13 protein-coding genes and 1 pseudogene are annotated in these 15,906 nt (G+C 64.8%); 9 read left to right on the forward strand and 5 right to left on the reverse strand.

Annotation, left to right across the window (positions count from 1 at the left end):
• Window positions 1-55: 55 nt before the first annotated feature.
• Entirely contained in the window at window positions 56-571 is a 516-nt protein-coding gene (locus tag ACLLJI_RS09600) for a DUF4190 domain-containing protein (RefSeq protein ID WP_283559226.1), read from the reverse strand.
• A 154-nt stretch (window positions 572-725) separates the two neighbouring features.
• On the opposite strand from ACLLJI_RS09600, the gene uvrB reads away from it, so the two are divergent.
• Window positions 726-2,813, forward strand: coding sequence for an excinuclease ABC subunit UvrB (gene uvrB / locus ACLLJI_RS09605; protein WP_434620772.1), 2,088 nt, complete (start codon window positions 726-728; stop codon window positions 2,811-2,813).
• Here uvrB and ACLLJI_RS09610 read toward each other — a convergent pair.
• The 3 genes from ACLLJI_RS09610 to ACLLJI_RS09620 are packed head-to-tail and all read right to left on the reverse strand — an operon-like array spanning window position 2,810 to window position 4,924.
• The gene (locus ACLLJI_RS09610) at window positions 2,810-4,162 is read right to left on the reverse strand and encodes an alpha/beta fold hydrolase (protein ID WP_434620775.1); all 1,353 of its coding nucleotides are present in this window, start codon (window positions 4,160-4,162) and stop codon (window positions 2,810-2,812) included. The genes uvrB and ACLLJI_RS09610 overlap by 4 nt on opposite strands.
• Entirely contained in the window at window positions 4,159-4,752 is a 594-nt protein-coding gene (locus ACLLJI_RS09615) for a GNAT family N-acetyltransferase (protein ID WP_434620778.1), read from the reverse strand. The genes ACLLJI_RS09610 and ACLLJI_RS09615 overlap by 4 nt, the downstream gene beginning before the upstream one ends.
• On the reverse strand, window positions 4,691-4,924 hold the full coding sequence (locus ACLLJI_RS09620; protein ID WP_434620781.1) for a helix-turn-helix domain-containing protein: 234 nt from the start codon (window positions 4,922-4,924) through the stop codon (window positions 4,691-4,693). Before ACLLJI_RS09620 ends, ACLLJI_RS09615 begins: the two co-directional genes overlap by 62 nt.
• A gap of 116 nt (window positions 4,925-5,040) precedes the next feature.
• Here ACLLJI_RS09620 and ACLLJI_RS09625 point away from each other — a divergent pair, with 116 nt between their 5' ends.
• From ACLLJI_RS09625 to ACLLJI_RS09635, 3 genes are all read left to right on the forward strand, one after another.
• On the forward strand, window positions 5,041-6,168 hold the full coding sequence (locus ACLLJI_RS09625; RefSeq protein ID WP_434620784.1) for a thiamine pyrophosphate-binding protein: 1,128 nt from the start codon (window positions 5,041-5,043) through the stop codon (window positions 6,166-6,168).
• A gap of 40 nt (window positions 6,169-6,208) precedes the next feature.
• Window positions 6,209-6,634, forward strand: coding sequence for a thiamine pyrophosphate-dependent enzyme (locus ACLLJI_RS09630; RefSeq protein WP_434620787.1), 426 nt, complete (start codon window positions 6,209-6,211; stop codon window positions 6,632-6,634).
• A 67-nt stretch (window positions 6,635-6,701) separates the two neighbouring features.
• A complete protein-coding gene (locus ACLLJI_RS09635) occupies window positions 6,702-8,159 on the forward strand; it encodes a benzaldehyde dehydrogenase (RefSeq protein WP_434620790.1) in 1,458 nt (485 codons plus the stop codon).
• A 35-nt stretch (window positions 8,160-8,194) separates the two neighbouring features.
• Here ACLLJI_RS09635 and ACLLJI_RS09640 read toward each other — a convergent pair whose 3' ends face one another.
• The gene (locus ACLLJI_RS09640; protein WP_434620793.1) at window positions 8,195-10,726 is read right to left on the reverse strand and encodes a DEAD/DEAH box helicase; all 2,532 of its coding nucleotides are present in this window, start codon (window positions 10,724-10,726) and stop codon (window positions 8,195-8,197) included.
• Between the two features lie 44 nt (window positions 10,727-10,770).
• Here ACLLJI_RS09640 and ACLLJI_RS09645 point away from each other — a divergent pair, with 44 nt between their 5' ends.
• The 5 genes and pseudogenes from ACLLJI_RS09645 to ACLLJI_RS09665 all read left to right on the forward strand — a co-directional run bounded on the left by ACLLJI_RS09645 (window position 10,771) and on the right by ACLLJI_RS09665 (window position 15,869).
• Window positions 10,771-11,616, forward strand: coding sequence for a trans-aconitate 2-methyltransferase (locus tag ACLLJI_RS09645; RefSeq protein ID WP_434620796.1), 846 nt, complete (start codon window positions 10,771-10,773; stop codon window positions 11,614-11,616).
• Between the two features lie 49 nt (window positions 11,617-11,665).
• Complete coding sequence (locus ACLLJI_RS09650; RefSeq protein WP_434620799.1) at window positions 11,666-12,364, forward strand: PIG-L deacetylase family protein; 699 nt, start codon at window positions 11,666-11,668, stop codon at window positions 12,362-12,364.
• 125 nt (window positions 12,365-12,489) lie between these two features.
• The gene (locus tag ACLLJI_RS09655) at window positions 12,490-14,073 is read left to right on the forward strand and encodes a DUF222 domain-containing protein (protein ID WP_434620802.1); all 1,584 of its coding nucleotides are present in this window, start codon (window positions 12,490-12,492) and stop codon (window positions 14,071-14,073) included.
• A gap of 247 nt (window positions 14,074-14,320) precedes the next feature.
• Window positions 14,321-14,539, forward strand: a pseudogene (locus tag ACLLJI_RS09660) (ISAzo13-like element transposase-related protein); the annotation flags it as partial.
• A gap of 193 nt (window positions 14,540-14,732) precedes the next feature.
• On the forward strand, window positions 14,733-15,869 hold the full coding sequence (locus ACLLJI_RS09665; RefSeq protein ID WP_434620805.1) for a glycoside hydrolase family 26 protein: 1,137 nt from the start codon (window positions 14,733-14,735) through the stop codon (window positions 15,867-15,869).
• The last annotated feature ends 37 nt before the right edge of the window (window positions 15,870-15,906 follow it).

A 15,906-nucleotide genomic window follows, 5' to 3' on the forward strand; every position in this document is an offset into this window, starting at 1 on the left:
GCCGTCGCTGCGGATGCAGCGGCGGCTCCTTTTGGTCCTGGATCAGTTCCAGGGCCTATTGCTTCACAGCGGGGCAGGCCTGCTGCACACCGTTGAACACGAAGGTGGGCTGCCCGTTGCCGCAGGCATCCTGAAGTTCGTTGGTCAGATTCACTAGCGCAATCGCGACGATGATGATTCCGGCGATCCACAGCACCGAGACAATGATACTGACAAAGATTCCTACCTTGGCCGGGGTATTCTTGAAACCCGCGGCCTTGGACTTCTTAAGCGCAATGATGCTGACGACGAGGCCGGCGATGCTGATCAGGAAGGCCAGGACCAGGCCGATGATGCCGAGCGTTTTGCCCGGATCCTGCACGGTGGCACCCTGGTAGCTCTGTTGCGGCTGCTGGCCGTAGGGAGCTGGCGGCTGGGCGCCGTAGGCAGGCGGGGCCGCTTGCTGATAGGGGGGCGGGGCCGCTTGCTGATAGGGGGGCGGAGCAAACTGGCCGTAGGCCGGAGTTGGCTGATCGGACTTCGCGGGCTCCCGGCCGTAGGGGGCAGGCTGCTGCGGATTGCTGTCAGTCATAATGTCCTCTGTCTTAGGTGCCGAGCAGATACGGGTGGTTCCCCAGCCATTCTTCCACGCAACCAGCGCGGCGCCGGGCTTGGGACAACGAAGTTCCACCGATGCGGCAACCGCACGCCTTACCCGTGTCGGTGGCACGCGGTAGCGTTAGGGTATGAGTCTTGCGCAGGAAATCAACCGTATTGTGGCACCCTTTGAGGTCATTAGCGATTATCAGCCGGCGGGCGACCAACCGGCGGCTATTCAGGAGCTGACCGAAAGGATCACGAACGGCGAGAAGGACATCGTACTGCTGGGCGCGACGGGAACAGGCAAATCGGCGACGACGGCGTGGCTGATCGAGCAGGTCCAGCGTCCGACGCTGGTGATGGTCCAGAACAAGACGCTGGCGGCTCAGTTGGCCAACGAGTTCCGTGAGCTGCTGCCGAACAACGCCGTCGAATACTTCGTTTCGTATTACGACTACTACCAGCCCGAAGCCTACGTACCGCAGACGGATACGTTTATTGAGAAGGATTCCTCGGTCAATGAGGAAGTGGAGCGGCTGCGGCATTCGGCAACCAACACCCTGCTGACGCGCCGGGACGTGATTGTGGTGGCCACGGTGTCCTGCATCTATGGACTGGGCACGCCGGAGGAGTACGTGGCCGGGATGGTGACGCTTCGCCGGGGCGAGGAAATGAACCGTGACGATCTGCTGCGGAAGTTTGTCAGTATGCAATATGCCCGCAATGACATGGACTTCCACCGCGGCACCTTCCGGGTGCGTGGGGATACGGTGGAGATCATCCCGATGTACGAGGAACAGGCCATCCGGATCGAGTTCTTCGGAGACGAGATTGAAAAGATCTATACGCTGCACCCGCTCACGGGGGACGTCATCCGGGAAGAAACCGAAATGTACGTCTTCCCGGCCTCGCACTACGTCGCCGGCCCGGAGCGGATGAATCGTGCCGTCAAGCAGATCGAGGACGAGCTCGCCGTCCGGCTCAAGGACCTGGAGGGGCAGAACAAGCTGCTCGAGGCCCAGCGGCTGCGGATGCGCACTACCTACGACCTGGAAATGATGCAGCAGATGGGCTTCTGCAACGGCATCGAAAACTATTCCCGGCATATTGACGGGCGAGGCCCGGGCACGGCACCGCATTGCCTGCTCGACTACTTCCCGGACGATTTCCTGCTGGTCATTGATGAATCCCATGTCACCGTCCCACAGATCGGCGCCATGTACGAAGGTGACATGTCGCGTAAGCGCACCCTGGTGGACCATGGGTTCCGCCTGCCGTCGGCGATGGATAACAGGCCGCTGAAGTGGGACGAGTTCCTGGAACGGGTTGGTCAGACGGTGTATCTCTCCGCCACGCCGGGGAAATATGAGCTTGGCAAGGCGGACGGTACGGTGCAGCAGATCATCCGCCCCACCGGCCTGATTGACCCGGAAATCATCGTCAAGCCCAGCAAGGGGCAGATTGATGACCTGCTGGCCGAGATCCGGACCCGGGTGGAGCGCAATGAACGGGTTCTTGTCACGACGCTGACCAAGAGGATGTCCGAGGATCTCACGGACTATCTGCTCGGCCACGGCGTCAAGGTGCAGTACCTGCACTCGGACGTGGACACGCTGCGCCGGGTGGAGCTGCTGAGGGAACTCCGGATGGGGATTTTTGACGTCCTCGTGGGGATTAACCTGCTCCGCGAGGGCCTGGACCTGCCCGAGGTGTCGCTGGTGAGCATTCTGGATGCGGATAAGGAAGGCTTTCTGCGCTCGGCCACGTCGCTGATCCAGACCATTGGCCGGGCGGCCAGAAACGTCTCCGGGCAGGTGCACATGTACGCGGATCGGATAACGGACTCGATGGCTAAGGCCATCGATGAGACGAACAGACGGCGCATTATCCAGGTGGAGTACAACGCCGCGCATGGCATTGATCCGACTCCGCTGCGGAAACGGATCGCCGACATCACCGACACCCTCAATCGTGAGGACGCAGATACCAGAGAGCTGCTGGAGGCCGCCGGCAAGGGCCGAGGTAAAGCCCGGGGCAAGGCTCCTGTCCCCGTCCGTCATGACGGGCTGGCGGCTGTGCCGGCCGAGGATCTGCTTGATCTGATTGCCCAGCTGACAGAGCAGATGCATTCAGCGGCGGGGGATCTGCACTTCGAGCTGGCGGCCAGGCTCCGCGATGAAGTAGGGGACCTGAAGAAGGAACTGCGCCAGATGCAGTCCGCCGGCCATGCCTAGGACAGGAGAGGTCCGGACTCACGGGGGACCGTAATCTCCTGTCCCCGGCACATACGCAGCAGACGCGCGAAGATTTCCTCGCCATCCTCGGCGATGCCGTCATGGTGGTAGTCGCTGGTTTCCCAGACCTCCAGTCCGCGCACGGCCGCGGCGGTCTCCATCGACAGATCGCGGTCCACGTAAATATCGTCACTGTATACCGCCGCGGCAACCGGCACCGTGTTGCGGGCCAGCTGCTCGGCATCGTAGAGCGCGGGCCACTGCGTCCTCGCGGCCAGCAGTTCCGCCACGGGTGCCAGCGGGACCAATGCGGGGTCCTGGCTGAAGTACCACGGATACACCATTTCCCCGGTCAGCAGCGGTTCGGGGGCGGCGGGCTGGAACTCCGGGTGGTCCGCCAGCACCCGCCAGGCGGACCAGTCAGTGGCATGGCCCTGAGCGTAAATCGATTCGTGCAGTACCGCGTAGAGCGGGTTTGTGGCTCGTCCGACCTGGGCAGCCACCTCTGCTAGGAAAAGATCCGACAGCCGGTGGCCGCCGGCCGTGGGGATGAAAGCATCCTCCAGTAAATAGTGCAGGGCCTCGATCCGGGCGTTTCCGCCCAGAAAATTTCCAACCATCTGGAAGCGTTCCGGCGTGAGCCGTTCGCCGGTGGGCAGGACCTCTTCCACGGTTTCCAGATGGCGCATGATCCGGGTGGTCATCACCCGGTCCTGCGGGTAGCGGGCATAGTATTCGTCGTTCCGCGCGGCCACGCGGGAATAGGTCGCGTTGTAGACCCGGTCTGCTGAGCCGGTCAGTGGCGCGAGGCCCCCAGTGATCAGCACTTCACGCAGACCCGCGGGAGCAAACGAGAGATACGTCAGGGCGCAGAATCCACCGAAGCTCTGGCCATAGATGCTCCAGGGACCGCCCACCAGCTGATGCCGGATCAGTTCCGCATCGGCGACAATCGAATCGGCCCGGAAATGGGTAAGATATTCCGCCTGCGCCGCGGCATCGCCAACATCGGGCAGCGTCTGACGGGTTGCGGGCGCAGAAAGACCGGTGCCGCGCTGGTCCAGCATCAGGACGCGGAAGGATGCGGTGGCTTCCTTGAGCCAGCCGCCCAGCGAAGTCGGCCGGTTGCCGCGCCCGCCTGGGCCGCCCTGCAGGTAAAGCAGCCATGGCAGGTGAGCGACGTCTTCGGGGCTGTGCTGGGATGCCGTAATCTCCCGGGCATAGATCTCAAGCTCCGGTCCGTCGGGTTCGGCGTGCGACAGCGGAACCGTGAACCGGTGGTCGGTCAGCCGCATGCCGCGCGCTTTATGCGTGCTGCCGCGGCGGTGTCCCTGATCCGCCGCAATCATAGGAAATCCGCGCGGCTGTCCACGGACAGGCCGCCCACGGACAGGCAGTCCAGGGATGCGGGCACGGCCGACGCGCTTCCGAAGCCCGCCAAGGCATTGCCGCTGAGCCGGAACACGGACCAGCCGTCCATCGGTGTGGCTCCCAGGCTCTTATAGAAGCGGATTGAGGGTTCGTTCCAGTCCAACACGCTCCATTCCACCCGCGCGTAGCCGCGGTCGACGGCGATCCCGGCCAGCGTGCGCAGCAGGGCTTTACCGTGGCCGGACCCGCGCGAATCCGGCCGCACGTACAGGTCCTCAAGGTAGATCCCGTGCACGCCCTCCCAGGTGGAGTAGTTCAGGAACCACAGCGCAAAGCCCTGCACCTCACCCACGCCCCGGGCGCCGTCGCCGAATGCGCTGTCGGCGTTTGCGCCGTCGTCCTCCGCCACGTGCGCGAAGATCCGCGGGTTGTCCCCAAAGAGCGTCCGCATGAGCATCTCCTCGGTGTTCCTGACCGCTTGGGGCTCCTTTTCGTAGATTGCCAGCTCATGGATCAGGGACAGAATGGCGGGAACGTCGGCGGGCACGGCGGCACGGATCAAAGACATGATCCGAGCCTAGCGAAAGTTTCCTGGTTAACAGAGTCGAGACTGGGCGCGGCCGGCCCAAGGCGTGGTTGACGGTGGGCTGGGTCGAGGACAGGTCTTCGGCAGCCCGGGTGACAGAACGGTGCTCGTAGATGCTCAGGAATGTCCGGACCAGATTCTGATCGATGCCCATGGACGAAAGCCTAATAGATGCCGTCTATCAGCGGCCGCCAATTTATTGATTGGCCCACGGTCCGAAGTAGATCTACCGTGGGGATGAAGGACCGTTTCGAGAACAGGACCATCGGCATGACAGACGTTAAGAACGCCACGTACCAGCTCCTGCGGCGCCACGGGCTGACCACCATCTTCGGCAACCCCGGCTCCAATGAGCTGCCGTTCCTGGCCGGGATGCCGGAGGACTTCCGCTATATTCTGGGGCTGCATGAGGGTGTGGTGGCCGCAATGGCGGACGGCTACGCCCAGGCCACCCGTCGGCCGGCCTTCGTAAACCTGCATGCAGCCGCCGGCTCCGGCAACGCGATGGGGGCACTCACCAATGCCTGGTATGCGCATACGCCGCTGGTCATCACCGCGGGCCAGCAGGTCCGTGCCACGATCGGCCAGGAGGTCATGCTGTCCAATGTCGACGCGGTGTCCCTGCCTCGGCCGCTGGTGAAGTGGAGCGCGGAACCCGCCTCGCCGCGGGACGTGGTGCGTACCCTCGGCCAAGCTATCCACACCGCAGTCTTGGAACCCTCCGGACCGGTGTACGTCTCGGTTCCCTATGACGACTGGGCGCAGGAAACCGGTCCGGAGGAAGCACACGTGACGTCCCGCGCTGTCGAGCATGCCGGGGAGCTCTCCGCCGGGCAGTTGGCGGACGTGCTGGCCCGGCTGGACGGTTCCGTGAGCCCCGTGCTGGTGCTCGGGCCCGACGTCGACTCCGCCCGCGGCAACACCGACGCCGTCACGTTGGCCGAGCGGCTCGGCGCACCCGTGTGGGTGGCACCCTCAGCCCCCCGCTGCCCGTTCCCGACCACGCACGACGCGTTCCGCGGTGTTTTGCCGGCCTCGGTGGAAGGCACCACCACGCTGCTGGCCGGGCACGACCTGATCCTGGTCATCGGCGCGCCGGTGTTCCGGTACCACCAGTATGAGCCGGGCAACTACCTGCCCGACGGCGCTGAGCTGCTGCAGATCACCTGTGATCCAGGGGAAGCGGCCCGCGCCCCGATGGGGCGGGCCGCTGGTCGCCTCGATCGGTCCCGTCCTGCGCCGCCTCGCGGTGGCCGTTCCGGACCGCGGCGCCGCCATTATGCCATGCCCTGGACCCGCCCGGCATGGGACGGACCGTGCGGCGGGTCCGCTGTCTCCGGAGGCCGTCTTCGACGTTCTCAACGCGGAGTCGCCCGAGGACGCCGTTTACGTCAATGAGGCCACGTCCACCGTCGGCGCGTTCTGGGACCGGATCCAAATGCGCCATCCCGGCAGCTACTACTTTCCGGCCTCGGGCGGCCTCGGATTCGGCATGCCGGCCGCCGTCGGAATTCAACTGGCGGAGCCGGAGCGCCGGGTCGTGGCCGTGATCGGTGACGGCAGCGCCAACTACGGTATTACCGCGCTGTGGACGGCGGCGCAGTACCAGGTGCCGGTGGTGTTCGTGATCCTGAACAACGGCACCTACGGCGCACTGCGCGGCTTCGCAGCCAAACTCGATGCCTTGGACGCCCCGGGTCTGGACGTCCCCGGCATAGATTTCGTCTCCATCGCCAAGGGCTACGGAGTGGAAGCCCACCCCGCCGATTCCCTGGAAGACCTCCGTCGGCATTTCGCCAAGGCTCTGGCCTGTACCGGACCGACCCTGCTGGAAGTTAGCATCAGCACAGTCTCTCCGTTCTGATCATCCGGACGCCGTAAAGCGGGCCGCCCGGGCAGCACCCACATCCGCACGCATAGGAGGAACCACCATGACTTTTCTTGATAGCTCCCGCTGGGACTCGAAGATCTACGTCGACGGCTGGAGGGAAGCAACCGGCGGAACGCAGGATGTGCTGGAACCGGCCACCGGCGCCGTACTCGGCCACGTCGGCGTCGCCAGCGCAGCTGACGTCCGGCGCGCCGCGACCCGGGCCGCCCAGGCCCAGCCGGAGTGGGCAGCCATGCGCCCGGAGGAGCGCGCCGCAGTGCTGCGCCGCGCCGGCCAACTCTGGGAGGACCACGCAGGGGAGATTCAGGGCTGGATCATCCGGGAAAGCGGCGGCATCGAATCCAAGGCCGGCCTGGAAACCCACACCGCCGCCAATGAATGCTACGAGGCCGCGGCGCTGCCCTCGCACCCGGCGGGGGAAGTGCTGACCTCCAACGAGGACCGCTGGTCCTTCGCCCGGCGGCGGCCTTCCGGCGTCGTTTCCGTCATCGCCCCATTCAACTTCCCGTTGATCCTTTCCATCCGCTCCGTGGCCCCCGCCCTCGCACTGGGAAACAGTGTGCTGCTGAAGCCGGACCCGCGCACCGCCGTCAGCGGCGGCGTCACGCTGATGCGCGTGTTCGAGGAGGCCGGGCTGCCTGCCGGCGTGCTGTCCCTGCTGCCCGGTGGCGCGGAGACGGGTGCCGCGGTCGTCGAGGCTCCCGAGGTCCGGGTCGTCTCCTTTACCGGCTCGACGGCGGCCGGGCGAAAGGTCGGCGAATCGGCTGCGCGGCTGCTCAAGCGGGCACACCTGGAACTGGGCGGCAACAACGCACTCGTGGTGTTGCCCGGGACAGACGTGGCCAAGGCCGCGTCCGCCGGAGCCTTCGGTTCCTTCATGCATCAGGGCCAGATCTGCATGACCACGGGCCGGCACTTCGTCCACGACTCGCTGTACGAGGACTACGTGGCTGCCCTTGCCCAGAAGGCGGAGCACCTGCTGGTGGGGGATCCGGCCGGCGGCCAGGTGGCGCTGGGACCTATCATCGACGAAAAACAACTCAACCACATCCACGCACTCGTCGAAGAAGCCGTGCAGGCCGGCGGCCGGCTGCCTGCCGGGGGAACGCATGAGGGGCTGTTCTACCGGCCCACCGTGCTGGCCGACCTGGCCCTGGATAATCCCGCCTTCGCCCAGGAGATCTTCGGCCCGGTTGCCCCCGTCACACGGTTCTCCACACTGGACGAGGTGGTGGAGATGGTCAACGCCAACGACTACGGGCTCGCCGTCGGCATCCTCGGTGACGTCGGTGCGGCAATGAAGCTCGCGGACCGGATCAGCTCGGGCAAGATCCATATCAACGAGCAGACCGTCGCGGACGAGGCAAACGCGCCCTTCGGCGGGGTTGGCGCCTCCGGCACCGGGTCCCGCTTCGGTGGGGCGACGGCCAACATCGAGGCCTTCACCGAGGTCCAGTGGCTGACCATGCGGCCCGGGATCGCGCCGTACCCGTTCTAGGAGACGGAGCAGATCCAGTGTCGAACCGCCGAAGTTCAGAGGCGCCTGAAATTCACTACCTTAACGACGGCCGTTCCGGCCTCGTCCGAAGCGGCCAGGTCCACCTCCGCCTCGATGCTCCAGTCGTGGTTGCCGGCGGGGTCATCGATGATTTGCCGGACCTTCCAGACATCGTCGCCGACTGTGATGACCAGCAGCGCGGGTCCACGCGCGGCGGGTCCGTCGTTGAGGTATTCATGTTCGTCCCAATACTCATCCAGCGCGTCGGCCCAGCGGTCGGCGTTCCAGCCGGCGTCGTCGTCGAGCACCCCCAGGGCTTCAAAATTGTCGGCTGCGGCCAGTTCCACGCGGCGGAACATCTCATTGCGCACCATCACCCGGAAGGCACGTTCGTTGCGGGTCAGGCTCGGCGGCGGAGGCGGCGGAGCGTCATGGGGCTGCGGCGCGGCCCCGGAAGTGAGCTCTTCCCATTCGTCCAGCAGGCTGGAGTCGACCTGCCGGACCAGCTCGCCCAGCCAGGCGATGATGTCCTCAAGATCCTCACGCAGGGCGTCCCGCGGGACGGTCTGGCGCAACGCCTTGTAGGCATCCGCCAGGTAGCGCAGCACGATGCCCTCGGAACGCGCCAACGAGTAGAACTGCACAAACTCACCGAAGTTCATCGCGCGCTCATACATGTCCCGGACGATTGACTTGGGCGCCAGCTCGAAGTCGCCGACCCAGGGGGCGCCCTTGCGGTAGACCTCGAAGGACTGCTGCAACAGCTCGCCCAGCGGCATAGGGTAAGTGACCTCATCGAGCAGGGCCATCCGCTGGTCGTATTCCATCCCCTCCGCCTTCATCGCTGTGATCGCTTCGGTCCGGGCGTGCCGCAGCTGGGCGGAGAGAATCTGGCGGGGCTTTTCCAGCGTGGATTCGATGACGGAAACCGCATCCAGCGCGTAGCCGGGGGATTCCGGATCCAGCAGCTCCAACGCGGCAAGCGCGAAGGGGGACAGCGGCTGGTTCAGTGCAAAGTTGAGCTGCAGATGCACGGTCAAACGGACCGTGCAGCCGTCCCCGGTTTGTTCCCCGGGCGGGATCCGCTCCAGAATGCCGGCACCCAGCAGCTCGCGGTAGATGCCCAGGGCCTTACGCATCAGCTTAAGCTGAGCGGCGCGGGGTTCGCGGTTGCTGGTGAGCAGTCGGCGTGCCGCCTGGAATGGATCGCCGGGACGCTCGAGCAGGTTCAGCAGCATGGCGTGCGTGATGGTGAAGCTGGAGGTCAGCGGCTCCGGGACGGATTCAACCAGCCGGTTGAAGGTTGGCTCGCCCCAGCTGACAAATCCGTCCTGCGGCTTCTTTCTCACCACCTGGCGGAGCTTCTTCGCGTCGTCACCGAACTTGGCGTGCGCCTTGGCCATCGCTTTGACGTTTTCCACCACATGTTCGGGCGCCTGGACGACGACGGTCCCCGCCGTGTCGTAGCCTGCGCGCCCCGCGCGGCCGGCGATCTGGTGAAATTCCCGGACCTGCAGAATCCTGGTGCGGACGCCGTCGTACTTGCTCAAAGCGGTCAGCAGCACGGTCCGGATCGGCACATTAATGCCGACGCCCAAGGTGTCCGTGCCGCAGATGACCTTCAGCAGCCCGGCCTGCGCCAGTTGCTCCACCAGACGCCGGTACTTGGGCAGCATGCCTGCGTGGTGCACGCCGATGCCGTGCCGGACCAGGCGGTTGAGCGTTTTACCGAAGCCTGCCGCGAAACGGAAGCCGGCAATGAGCTCGCCGATCCGGTCCTTTTCTTCGCGGGTGCAGATGTTGATGCTCATCAGGTTCTGTGCGCGGTCGATCGCTTCGGCCTGGCTGAAGTGCACCACATAGACCGGGACTTGTTTGGTGCTCAGCAGTTCCTCGAGGGTTTCGTGGATGCCGGTCTGCACGTAGTAGTAGTGCAGCGGGATCGGACGCTCCGCGGACGACACCGTCGTCGTCGTTCTGCCGGTCAATTCCGTGAGCTCGCGCTCAAAGTTTGCCACCTCCCCAAGGGTGGCGGACATCAGCAGGAACTGGGCTTGCGGGAGCTCCAGCAGCGGCACCTGCCAGGCCCAGCCGCGTTGCGGGTCCGCGTAAAAATGGAACTCGTCCATGATGACCACGCCCAACTCGGCGTGCTCGCCTTCACGTAGTGCAATGTTGGCCAGGATTTCCGCGGTGCAGCAGATGATCGGAGCGTCCTGGTTGACCGAGGAATCACCGGTGATCATGCCGACGTTCTGGGCCCCGAATATGTCGCAGAGGGCAAAGAACTTTTCCGACACGAGTGCCTTGATCGGTGCCGTGTAGTAGCTGCGCTGCCCAGCGGAGAGTGCTTGGAAATGAGCGCCCACTGCCACCAGCGACTTCCCCGAGCCGGTGGGAGTGGAAAGGATGACGTTGTTGCCGGACACCAGCTCCATCACCGCTTCCTCCTGCGCCGGGTACAGGCTGAGGCCGCGTCCCTCCACCCAGTCGAGGAAGGCCATAAAGACGGCGTCCGGATCGGGTGTACTGGAGGTGCGGGGAGGAAGCTGCTGCGCAAGATTCATGGTGTCTCCAGCTTAATGGCTAAAACTGTGGCACGATCATCCCCATGGCCTGGGACAACGCGCATTGGGATCCACGGCAGTACGTCCGGTTCGGCGACTATCGGGACCGGGCGTTTTATGACCTGACCGCCCGGATCGGGGCGCAGCAGCCGCGCCGCGTGGTGGATCTGGGCTGCGGGCCCGGGAATCTGACGGCCGCGCTGGCCCGGCGCTGGCCCGGTGCACAGGTGCTGGGTCTGGACTCCTCGCCGCAGATGATCAAAGCGGCGCAAACCGCTTTGGACGCGCCGACCGCCCCGGGCAACCTTTCCTTTGCGCTGGCGGATATTGCCGGCTGGATGCCGGAGCCGGACACCGACGTCGTGGTCTCCAACGCAGCCCTGCAATGGGTGCCCGGTCACGAAACGCTGATCGCTTTCTGGCTACGGGCCTTAAGGCCGGGCGCGTGGCTTGCCGTCCAAGTGCCGGGGAATTTCCGCTCGCCGTCGCACGCTTTGATGCGCGAGGTCGCGGACTCGGAGCGCTGGCGCTCGCTGTTGGCGGGCGTGCTGCGGCACGACGACGCCGTGGGCGAGCCGGGCGACTATCTGCAGCTGTTGCTGGACGGCGGGTCCGCCGCGGATATCTGGGAAACGACGTACCACCAGCTGTTGACCGGGAAACGTCCGGTGCTCGAGTGGGTCCGGGGCACCGCGCTGCGGCCGGTGCTCGGCTCGCTGAGCGCGGTGGATGCAGCGGAGTTTGAGGAAACATATGCCGCGCTGCTTGCTGAGGCTTATCCGGCTACGGCGCACGGGACGGTTTTCCCGTTTCGCCGAATCTTCGCAGTAGGTCAGAAAATGCCGGAAGGCCAGAAAATGCCGGAAGGCCAGAAAATGCCGGTCGGGTAGAACAAAGCCGGTCGGGTAGAACAAAGCCGGACCAACAGAGAGGACAGTCATGAGCGAGCTTGAGCCGTTTCCCCAGGATTGGCAACGCGCCCTGGTGGTGATGGCGCACCCGGACGACCCGGAATACGGCGTGGCGGCCGCAGTCGCGCAATGGACTGCGGCCGGCAAAGATGTGGGTTACCTGTTGGCAACTCGCGGTGAGGCGGGAATCGCGGGGATGAACCCGGCGGAGGCCGGGCCGCTGCGTGCCGAGGAGCAGCGGCTGGCCTGCTCCCATGTGGGCGTTCATAACTTGCGGTTCCTGGATCTCCCCGATGGCAGACTCGAGGAAGGGCCGCAGCTGCGCCGGCTCATCGCCCGGGAAATTCGCAGGCAAAAACCCGCGCTGGTCATTACATTGAACCATCGCGATACGTGGCGTCCAGGGGCTTGGAACAGCTCGGATCACCGGGTTCTGGGCCGGTCCGTACTGGATGCTGCCGCGGATGCGGGCAACGAGTGGATCTTCCCGGAGCTGCTGGCCGAAGGTCTGCCGGCACATCGAGTGCAGTGGGTGGCCGTGGCTTCCACAGAACCATCACATAGCCAGCGGGTGGATTCGGCGAGTGTCGGCGCCGCCGTCGCCTCGTTGACCGAGCACAGGCGGTATTTGGAGGCTCTCAGCGACGTACCCGTCCTGGAACAAGCCACCGCCCAAGTAGACATGGTCACCAGCTCCGGGCAGGTCCGCTTCGAGCTCTTCGGCTAAAAGTGCGACCACGCAGGCAAACGGCCTGACTGCTGTTTTGAACCTTACAGCTGTTTTGAAAGTGTGACGACGGACGGCTGGCTGGTGTTCGTTATAATGTCAGACCCTGCTGATTGACTTAGTTCATGGAAGAGCAGCAGAACCCGAGCAGGCGGAACCTGGGGATTCAAACCACCGGAACGCCGGGCCTTGACGCTGTCTCGGATACGGCTCCCGCTGCGGGATCTGATACGGCTGCCGCTGCGGGATCTGATACGGCTGCCGCTGCGGGATCTGACACGGCTGCCGCTGCCGCTGCGGGTGCCGTTGCCGTCTCTGAAGCGGCTGCTGCGTTGACGGTGGATACGTTGTTCCCGCGTCTGGTCAATGCGCACCCGATGGCGTATCTCGCCCGGGACCTCACGACCGTCATCCCCGATGACCTGGATACCGCCGGCGCGGTGACCGCCCTCGCCGACGCCGGCCGGCTCGAAGCGTACGCCGGCGCGCTTAAGGCCCGGCTGGCTGCCCGGATCCAGCAGACCGTCCTGGATGAAATGCCAGAACCGGTCCGCAGCACCATCGGCGGCCAGTCCCTGGCCCACGCCACCGCGGTCAGCGAAATAGGCTGCGCCCTGCACCTGGCCGAACGGACCGCCGGATTCCTCCTCAACGAATCCTGCACCCTCGTCGAGAACTTCCCTGCAACCCTGAACGCCTTCACCGTCGGGGACCTGGACTACCAACGCGTGCGCACCATCCTCCACCAGAGCGAGGGCATCCCCGCCATTTGCCTGCCCCGATACGAAAGCGCCGTACTGAAACGCGCCGCGGAGCAGAACAACCCGCAGCTGTCCTCCCGGGCCCGGCGGCTGCGCGAGACCCTGCACCCCGAGGCGTTCATCACCCGCAAAACCAAGGCCGCGCAGGACAGATCCCTGAACTTCCGACCGGCGCAGGACGGCGTGGCCTACCTCGAAGCGTACCTGCCGGCCGAAACGGCCCTCGCCGCGTACAACACCATCACCGAAGCGGCGACGAAAGCCCAGGGACCGGCCGAACCCCGCACCCTGACCCAACTGCGCGCGGACCTCACCGCCGGATACCTCCTCGGCACCCACTGCCCCCACGGCACCAACGACGGCAGCAGCGAGGACGGCACAGGTGGGGGCCGCACAGGTGAGGGCCGCACAGGTGGGGGCGGCACCCGCGGGGCAGGGGCCTGTGGGCCGGGGCAGGGTCACGGTAAAGCGCCGAAGATTAAGGCGCAGATCATGATCATGATCCCGCTGTTCTCCCTGCTCGGCATCACCGACGAGGCAGCCGAACTCGATGGCTACGGGCCCATGCCAATCGAAACGGCCCTCGACCTCGCCAAGGACCAACCGGTCTGGTACCGGATGCTCACCGACCCCGTCACCAAAATTCCCGCCAAACAAGACCGAAACCCCTACAAAATCCCGCAGAAAACCCGTAAATGGTTGCAAATCAGGGACGGGACCTGCCGCTTCCCCGGCTGCACCCGCCAAGCCCGCTTCACCGACACCGACCACACCCTCCCCTGGCCACAAGGACCATCCGAGATAGAGAACCTCGCATGTCTCTGTAAACGGCACCACCGGCTTAAACACAAAATGGGCTGGAAAGTCACCCAAACCGGCAACGGCACCCTCACCTGGAAAGCACCCTCCGGCCAGACCTACACCACCCACCCCAAAGACACCGGATAAACGGCCGCATTCGGGCTGCCCCGGCCGTCCGATCGAGCACCAATGGTTACCAGCCGCGGACCCGCCACTCCTGCAAATGCGGCCGCTCATTTCGAGCGTCGTTCCCGGGGCGTGGCCCGGGTGCACCAAGGTGTCGTCCGGGAGACCGTCGAAGATCCGGGCTTGCACATCATCGAGCAGTTGGCTAAGCGGGCGGGATCCTTTTGCGTTTTTCCTGCACCGCCGAGGAACAGCGAGTCTTTGGTGAAACCACGACACCGCCGCGTTCGCCATGGCCACGATCCGCCGCTGGTTGACCCGGGTCGTCACCCACACCTACCCGGGCGCGGCCAAGCTGTTGATCTGCCACCGACAGCTGCGGTCCAACGGTTACCGGCTCATGGCGTGGAAGACCGAACTCGCCGCCCTGGCCACCGAAACCCGCCGCGACATCGCTGTCCGACACCGGCTTCCGGGCACCAGCAAGTCGTTGGACATCGGCGGGACGCAGGTGTGGGCCTGCTACCTGTACCCATAGCTAAGGAAAAGTGCCAGTATAGGTCGAGCCGCGTCGGCTCCTGGCTCAGAGCAAGAGTTCGGCGCGGACTATATGCCCGTCGGCGGTATGCCTATCGGCGGTATGCCTATCAAAGACGTTTTCACTGCGGGAAGTTGCACAGATGAAAGTGATTGACCCCGCCTCCGGACTTAGAGTGGCCGGTTCCGGATCCGCACCGCTCCGAAGGCGGGAGCCTCGCAAGGGCCCGCGGATTCCGAGCCTGCGCGCCGGAGGGGTCAGTGCCGCCGTCGTGATGGCGGTGGCGTCGGTCTGCCTGGGCTTGACGGTATTGACGCAGGACGGCGTCGCCGGGCAGGATTCTGTGGCGGCCGCCGCGGGTAGCTATGCCAGAACACCACCCATTAGTAATAAGGAGCTCAAATTCGGTATCACCACGCACAACGGCGCCGGCGATGCCGACGCGGTGGCCCGAAGCGTGGGTGAGTATCCCGCCATGATCCAGACCTACGTTGACTTCAGCCGGAATTTCGATATGTCCAATATCCGGGCGACCATCGACCACGGCGCAGTACCCATCGTGACCTGGGAGCCGTGGCTGGCGGGCAAGGGAGCCAATCAACCCGGTTTCCGGCTCGCCACCATCATCGACGGGAGCCACGACGCCTACATCTCCTCGGTGGCGGATCAGCTGGTGGCCGCCGGCGATCCGGAATTGTCCATCCGCCTGGCCCATGAGATGAACGGCTACTGGTTTCCGTGGTCCGAGCAGGCGAACGGAAACCAATCCGGAGAATATGTCCGGGCGTGGCGGCACATCATCGACCTCTTCCGCTCCAAGGGACTGCGCAACGTGACGTGGATCTGGTCGCCGAATGCGCCTTCGGCCAGGACGCAGGATATGGCCAGCCTCTACCCGGGGAGTCGATACGTCGGGCAGACAGCGCTGGACGCCTACAACTTCGGCAACCGGGACAGTGCCAGGCCGTGGACACCGGCGGATCAGCTCTTTGGCGACGGCTTGGACGAGCTCGCCCGGGTTGCGCCCGACAAGCAAATTCTTGTCGCCGAGACCGCCTCCGTGGAGAGTGTCGGATCCAACAGCAAGGCCGAATGGATACAGGACATGGTCTCCTACCTCGATTCCTGGCACAATGCAAAGGCCGGACGGATCTATGGGTTCCTGTGGTTCAATTACGTCAAATTTGAAGGACCAGCGAACCGAACAGTCGATTGGCGGTTCGATTCCACCCCCGCGGATCTGCAGGCCATGAAGGACGCGCTCCGGAAGCGCAGCTAAGCCGCGTGCGCCGTCTCACACCCGCCGGCGTTGAGGT

It is taken from the genome of Arthrobacter sp. A5 (assembly GCF_051131705.1).
In the GTDB taxonomy this organism is placed as follows: Bacteria; Actinomycetota; Actinomycetes; order Actinomycetales; family Micrococcaceae; genus Arthrobacter_M.

Coding starts and splice junctions, on each gene's coding strand:
- ACLLJI_RS09665 (WP_434620805.1), top strand. CDS start 14,733: ATGAAAGTGATTGACCCCGCCTCCGGACTTAGAGTGGCCGGTTCCGGA.
- ACLLJI_RS09625 (WP_434620784.1), top strand. CDS start 5,041: ATGACAGACGTTAAGAACGCCACGTACCAGCTCCTGCGGCGCCACGGG.
- ACLLJI_RS09615 (WP_434620778.1), bottom strand. CDS start 4,752: ATGTCTTTGATCCGTGCCGCCGTGCCCGCCGACGTTCCCGCCATTCTG.
- ACLLJI_RS09655 (WP_434620802.1), top strand. CDS start 12,490: ATGGAAGAGCAGCAGAACCCGAGCAGGCGGAACCTGGGGATTCAAACC.
- ACLLJI_RS09635 (WP_434620790.1), top strand. CDS start 6,702: ATGACTTTTCTTGATAGCTCCCGCTGGGACTCGAAGATCTACGTCGAC.
- ACLLJI_RS09650 (WP_434620799.1), top strand. CDS start 11,666: ATGAGCGAGCTTGAGCCGTTTCCCCAGGATTGGCAACGCGCCCTGGTG.
- ACLLJI_RS09610 (WP_434620775.1), bottom strand. CDS start 4,162: ATGATTGCGGCGGATCAGGGACACCGCCGCGGCAGCACGCATAAAGCG.
- uvrB (WP_434620772.1), top strand. CDS start 726: ATGAGTCTTGCGCAGGAAATCAACCGTATTGTGGCACCCTTTGAGGTC.
- ACLLJI_RS09640 (WP_434620793.1), bottom strand. CDS start 10,726: ATGAATCTTGCGCAGCAGCTTCCTCCCCGCACCTCCAGTACACCCGAT.
- ACLLJI_RS09630 (WP_434620787.1), top strand. CDS start 6,209: ATGCGCCATCCCGGCAGCTACTACTTTCCGGCCTCGGGCGGCCTCGGA.
- ACLLJI_RS09645 (WP_434620796.1), top strand. CDS start 10,771: ATGGCCTGGGACAACGCGCATTGGGATCCACGGCAGTACGTCCGGTTC.
- ACLLJI_RS09620 (WP_434620781.1), bottom strand. CDS start 4,924: ATGGGCATCGATCAGAATCTGGTCCGGACATTCCTGAGCATCTACGAG.
- ACLLJI_RS09600 (WP_283559226.1), bottom strand. CDS start 571: ATGACTGACAGCAATCCGCAGCAGCCTGCCCCCTACGGCCGGGAGCCC.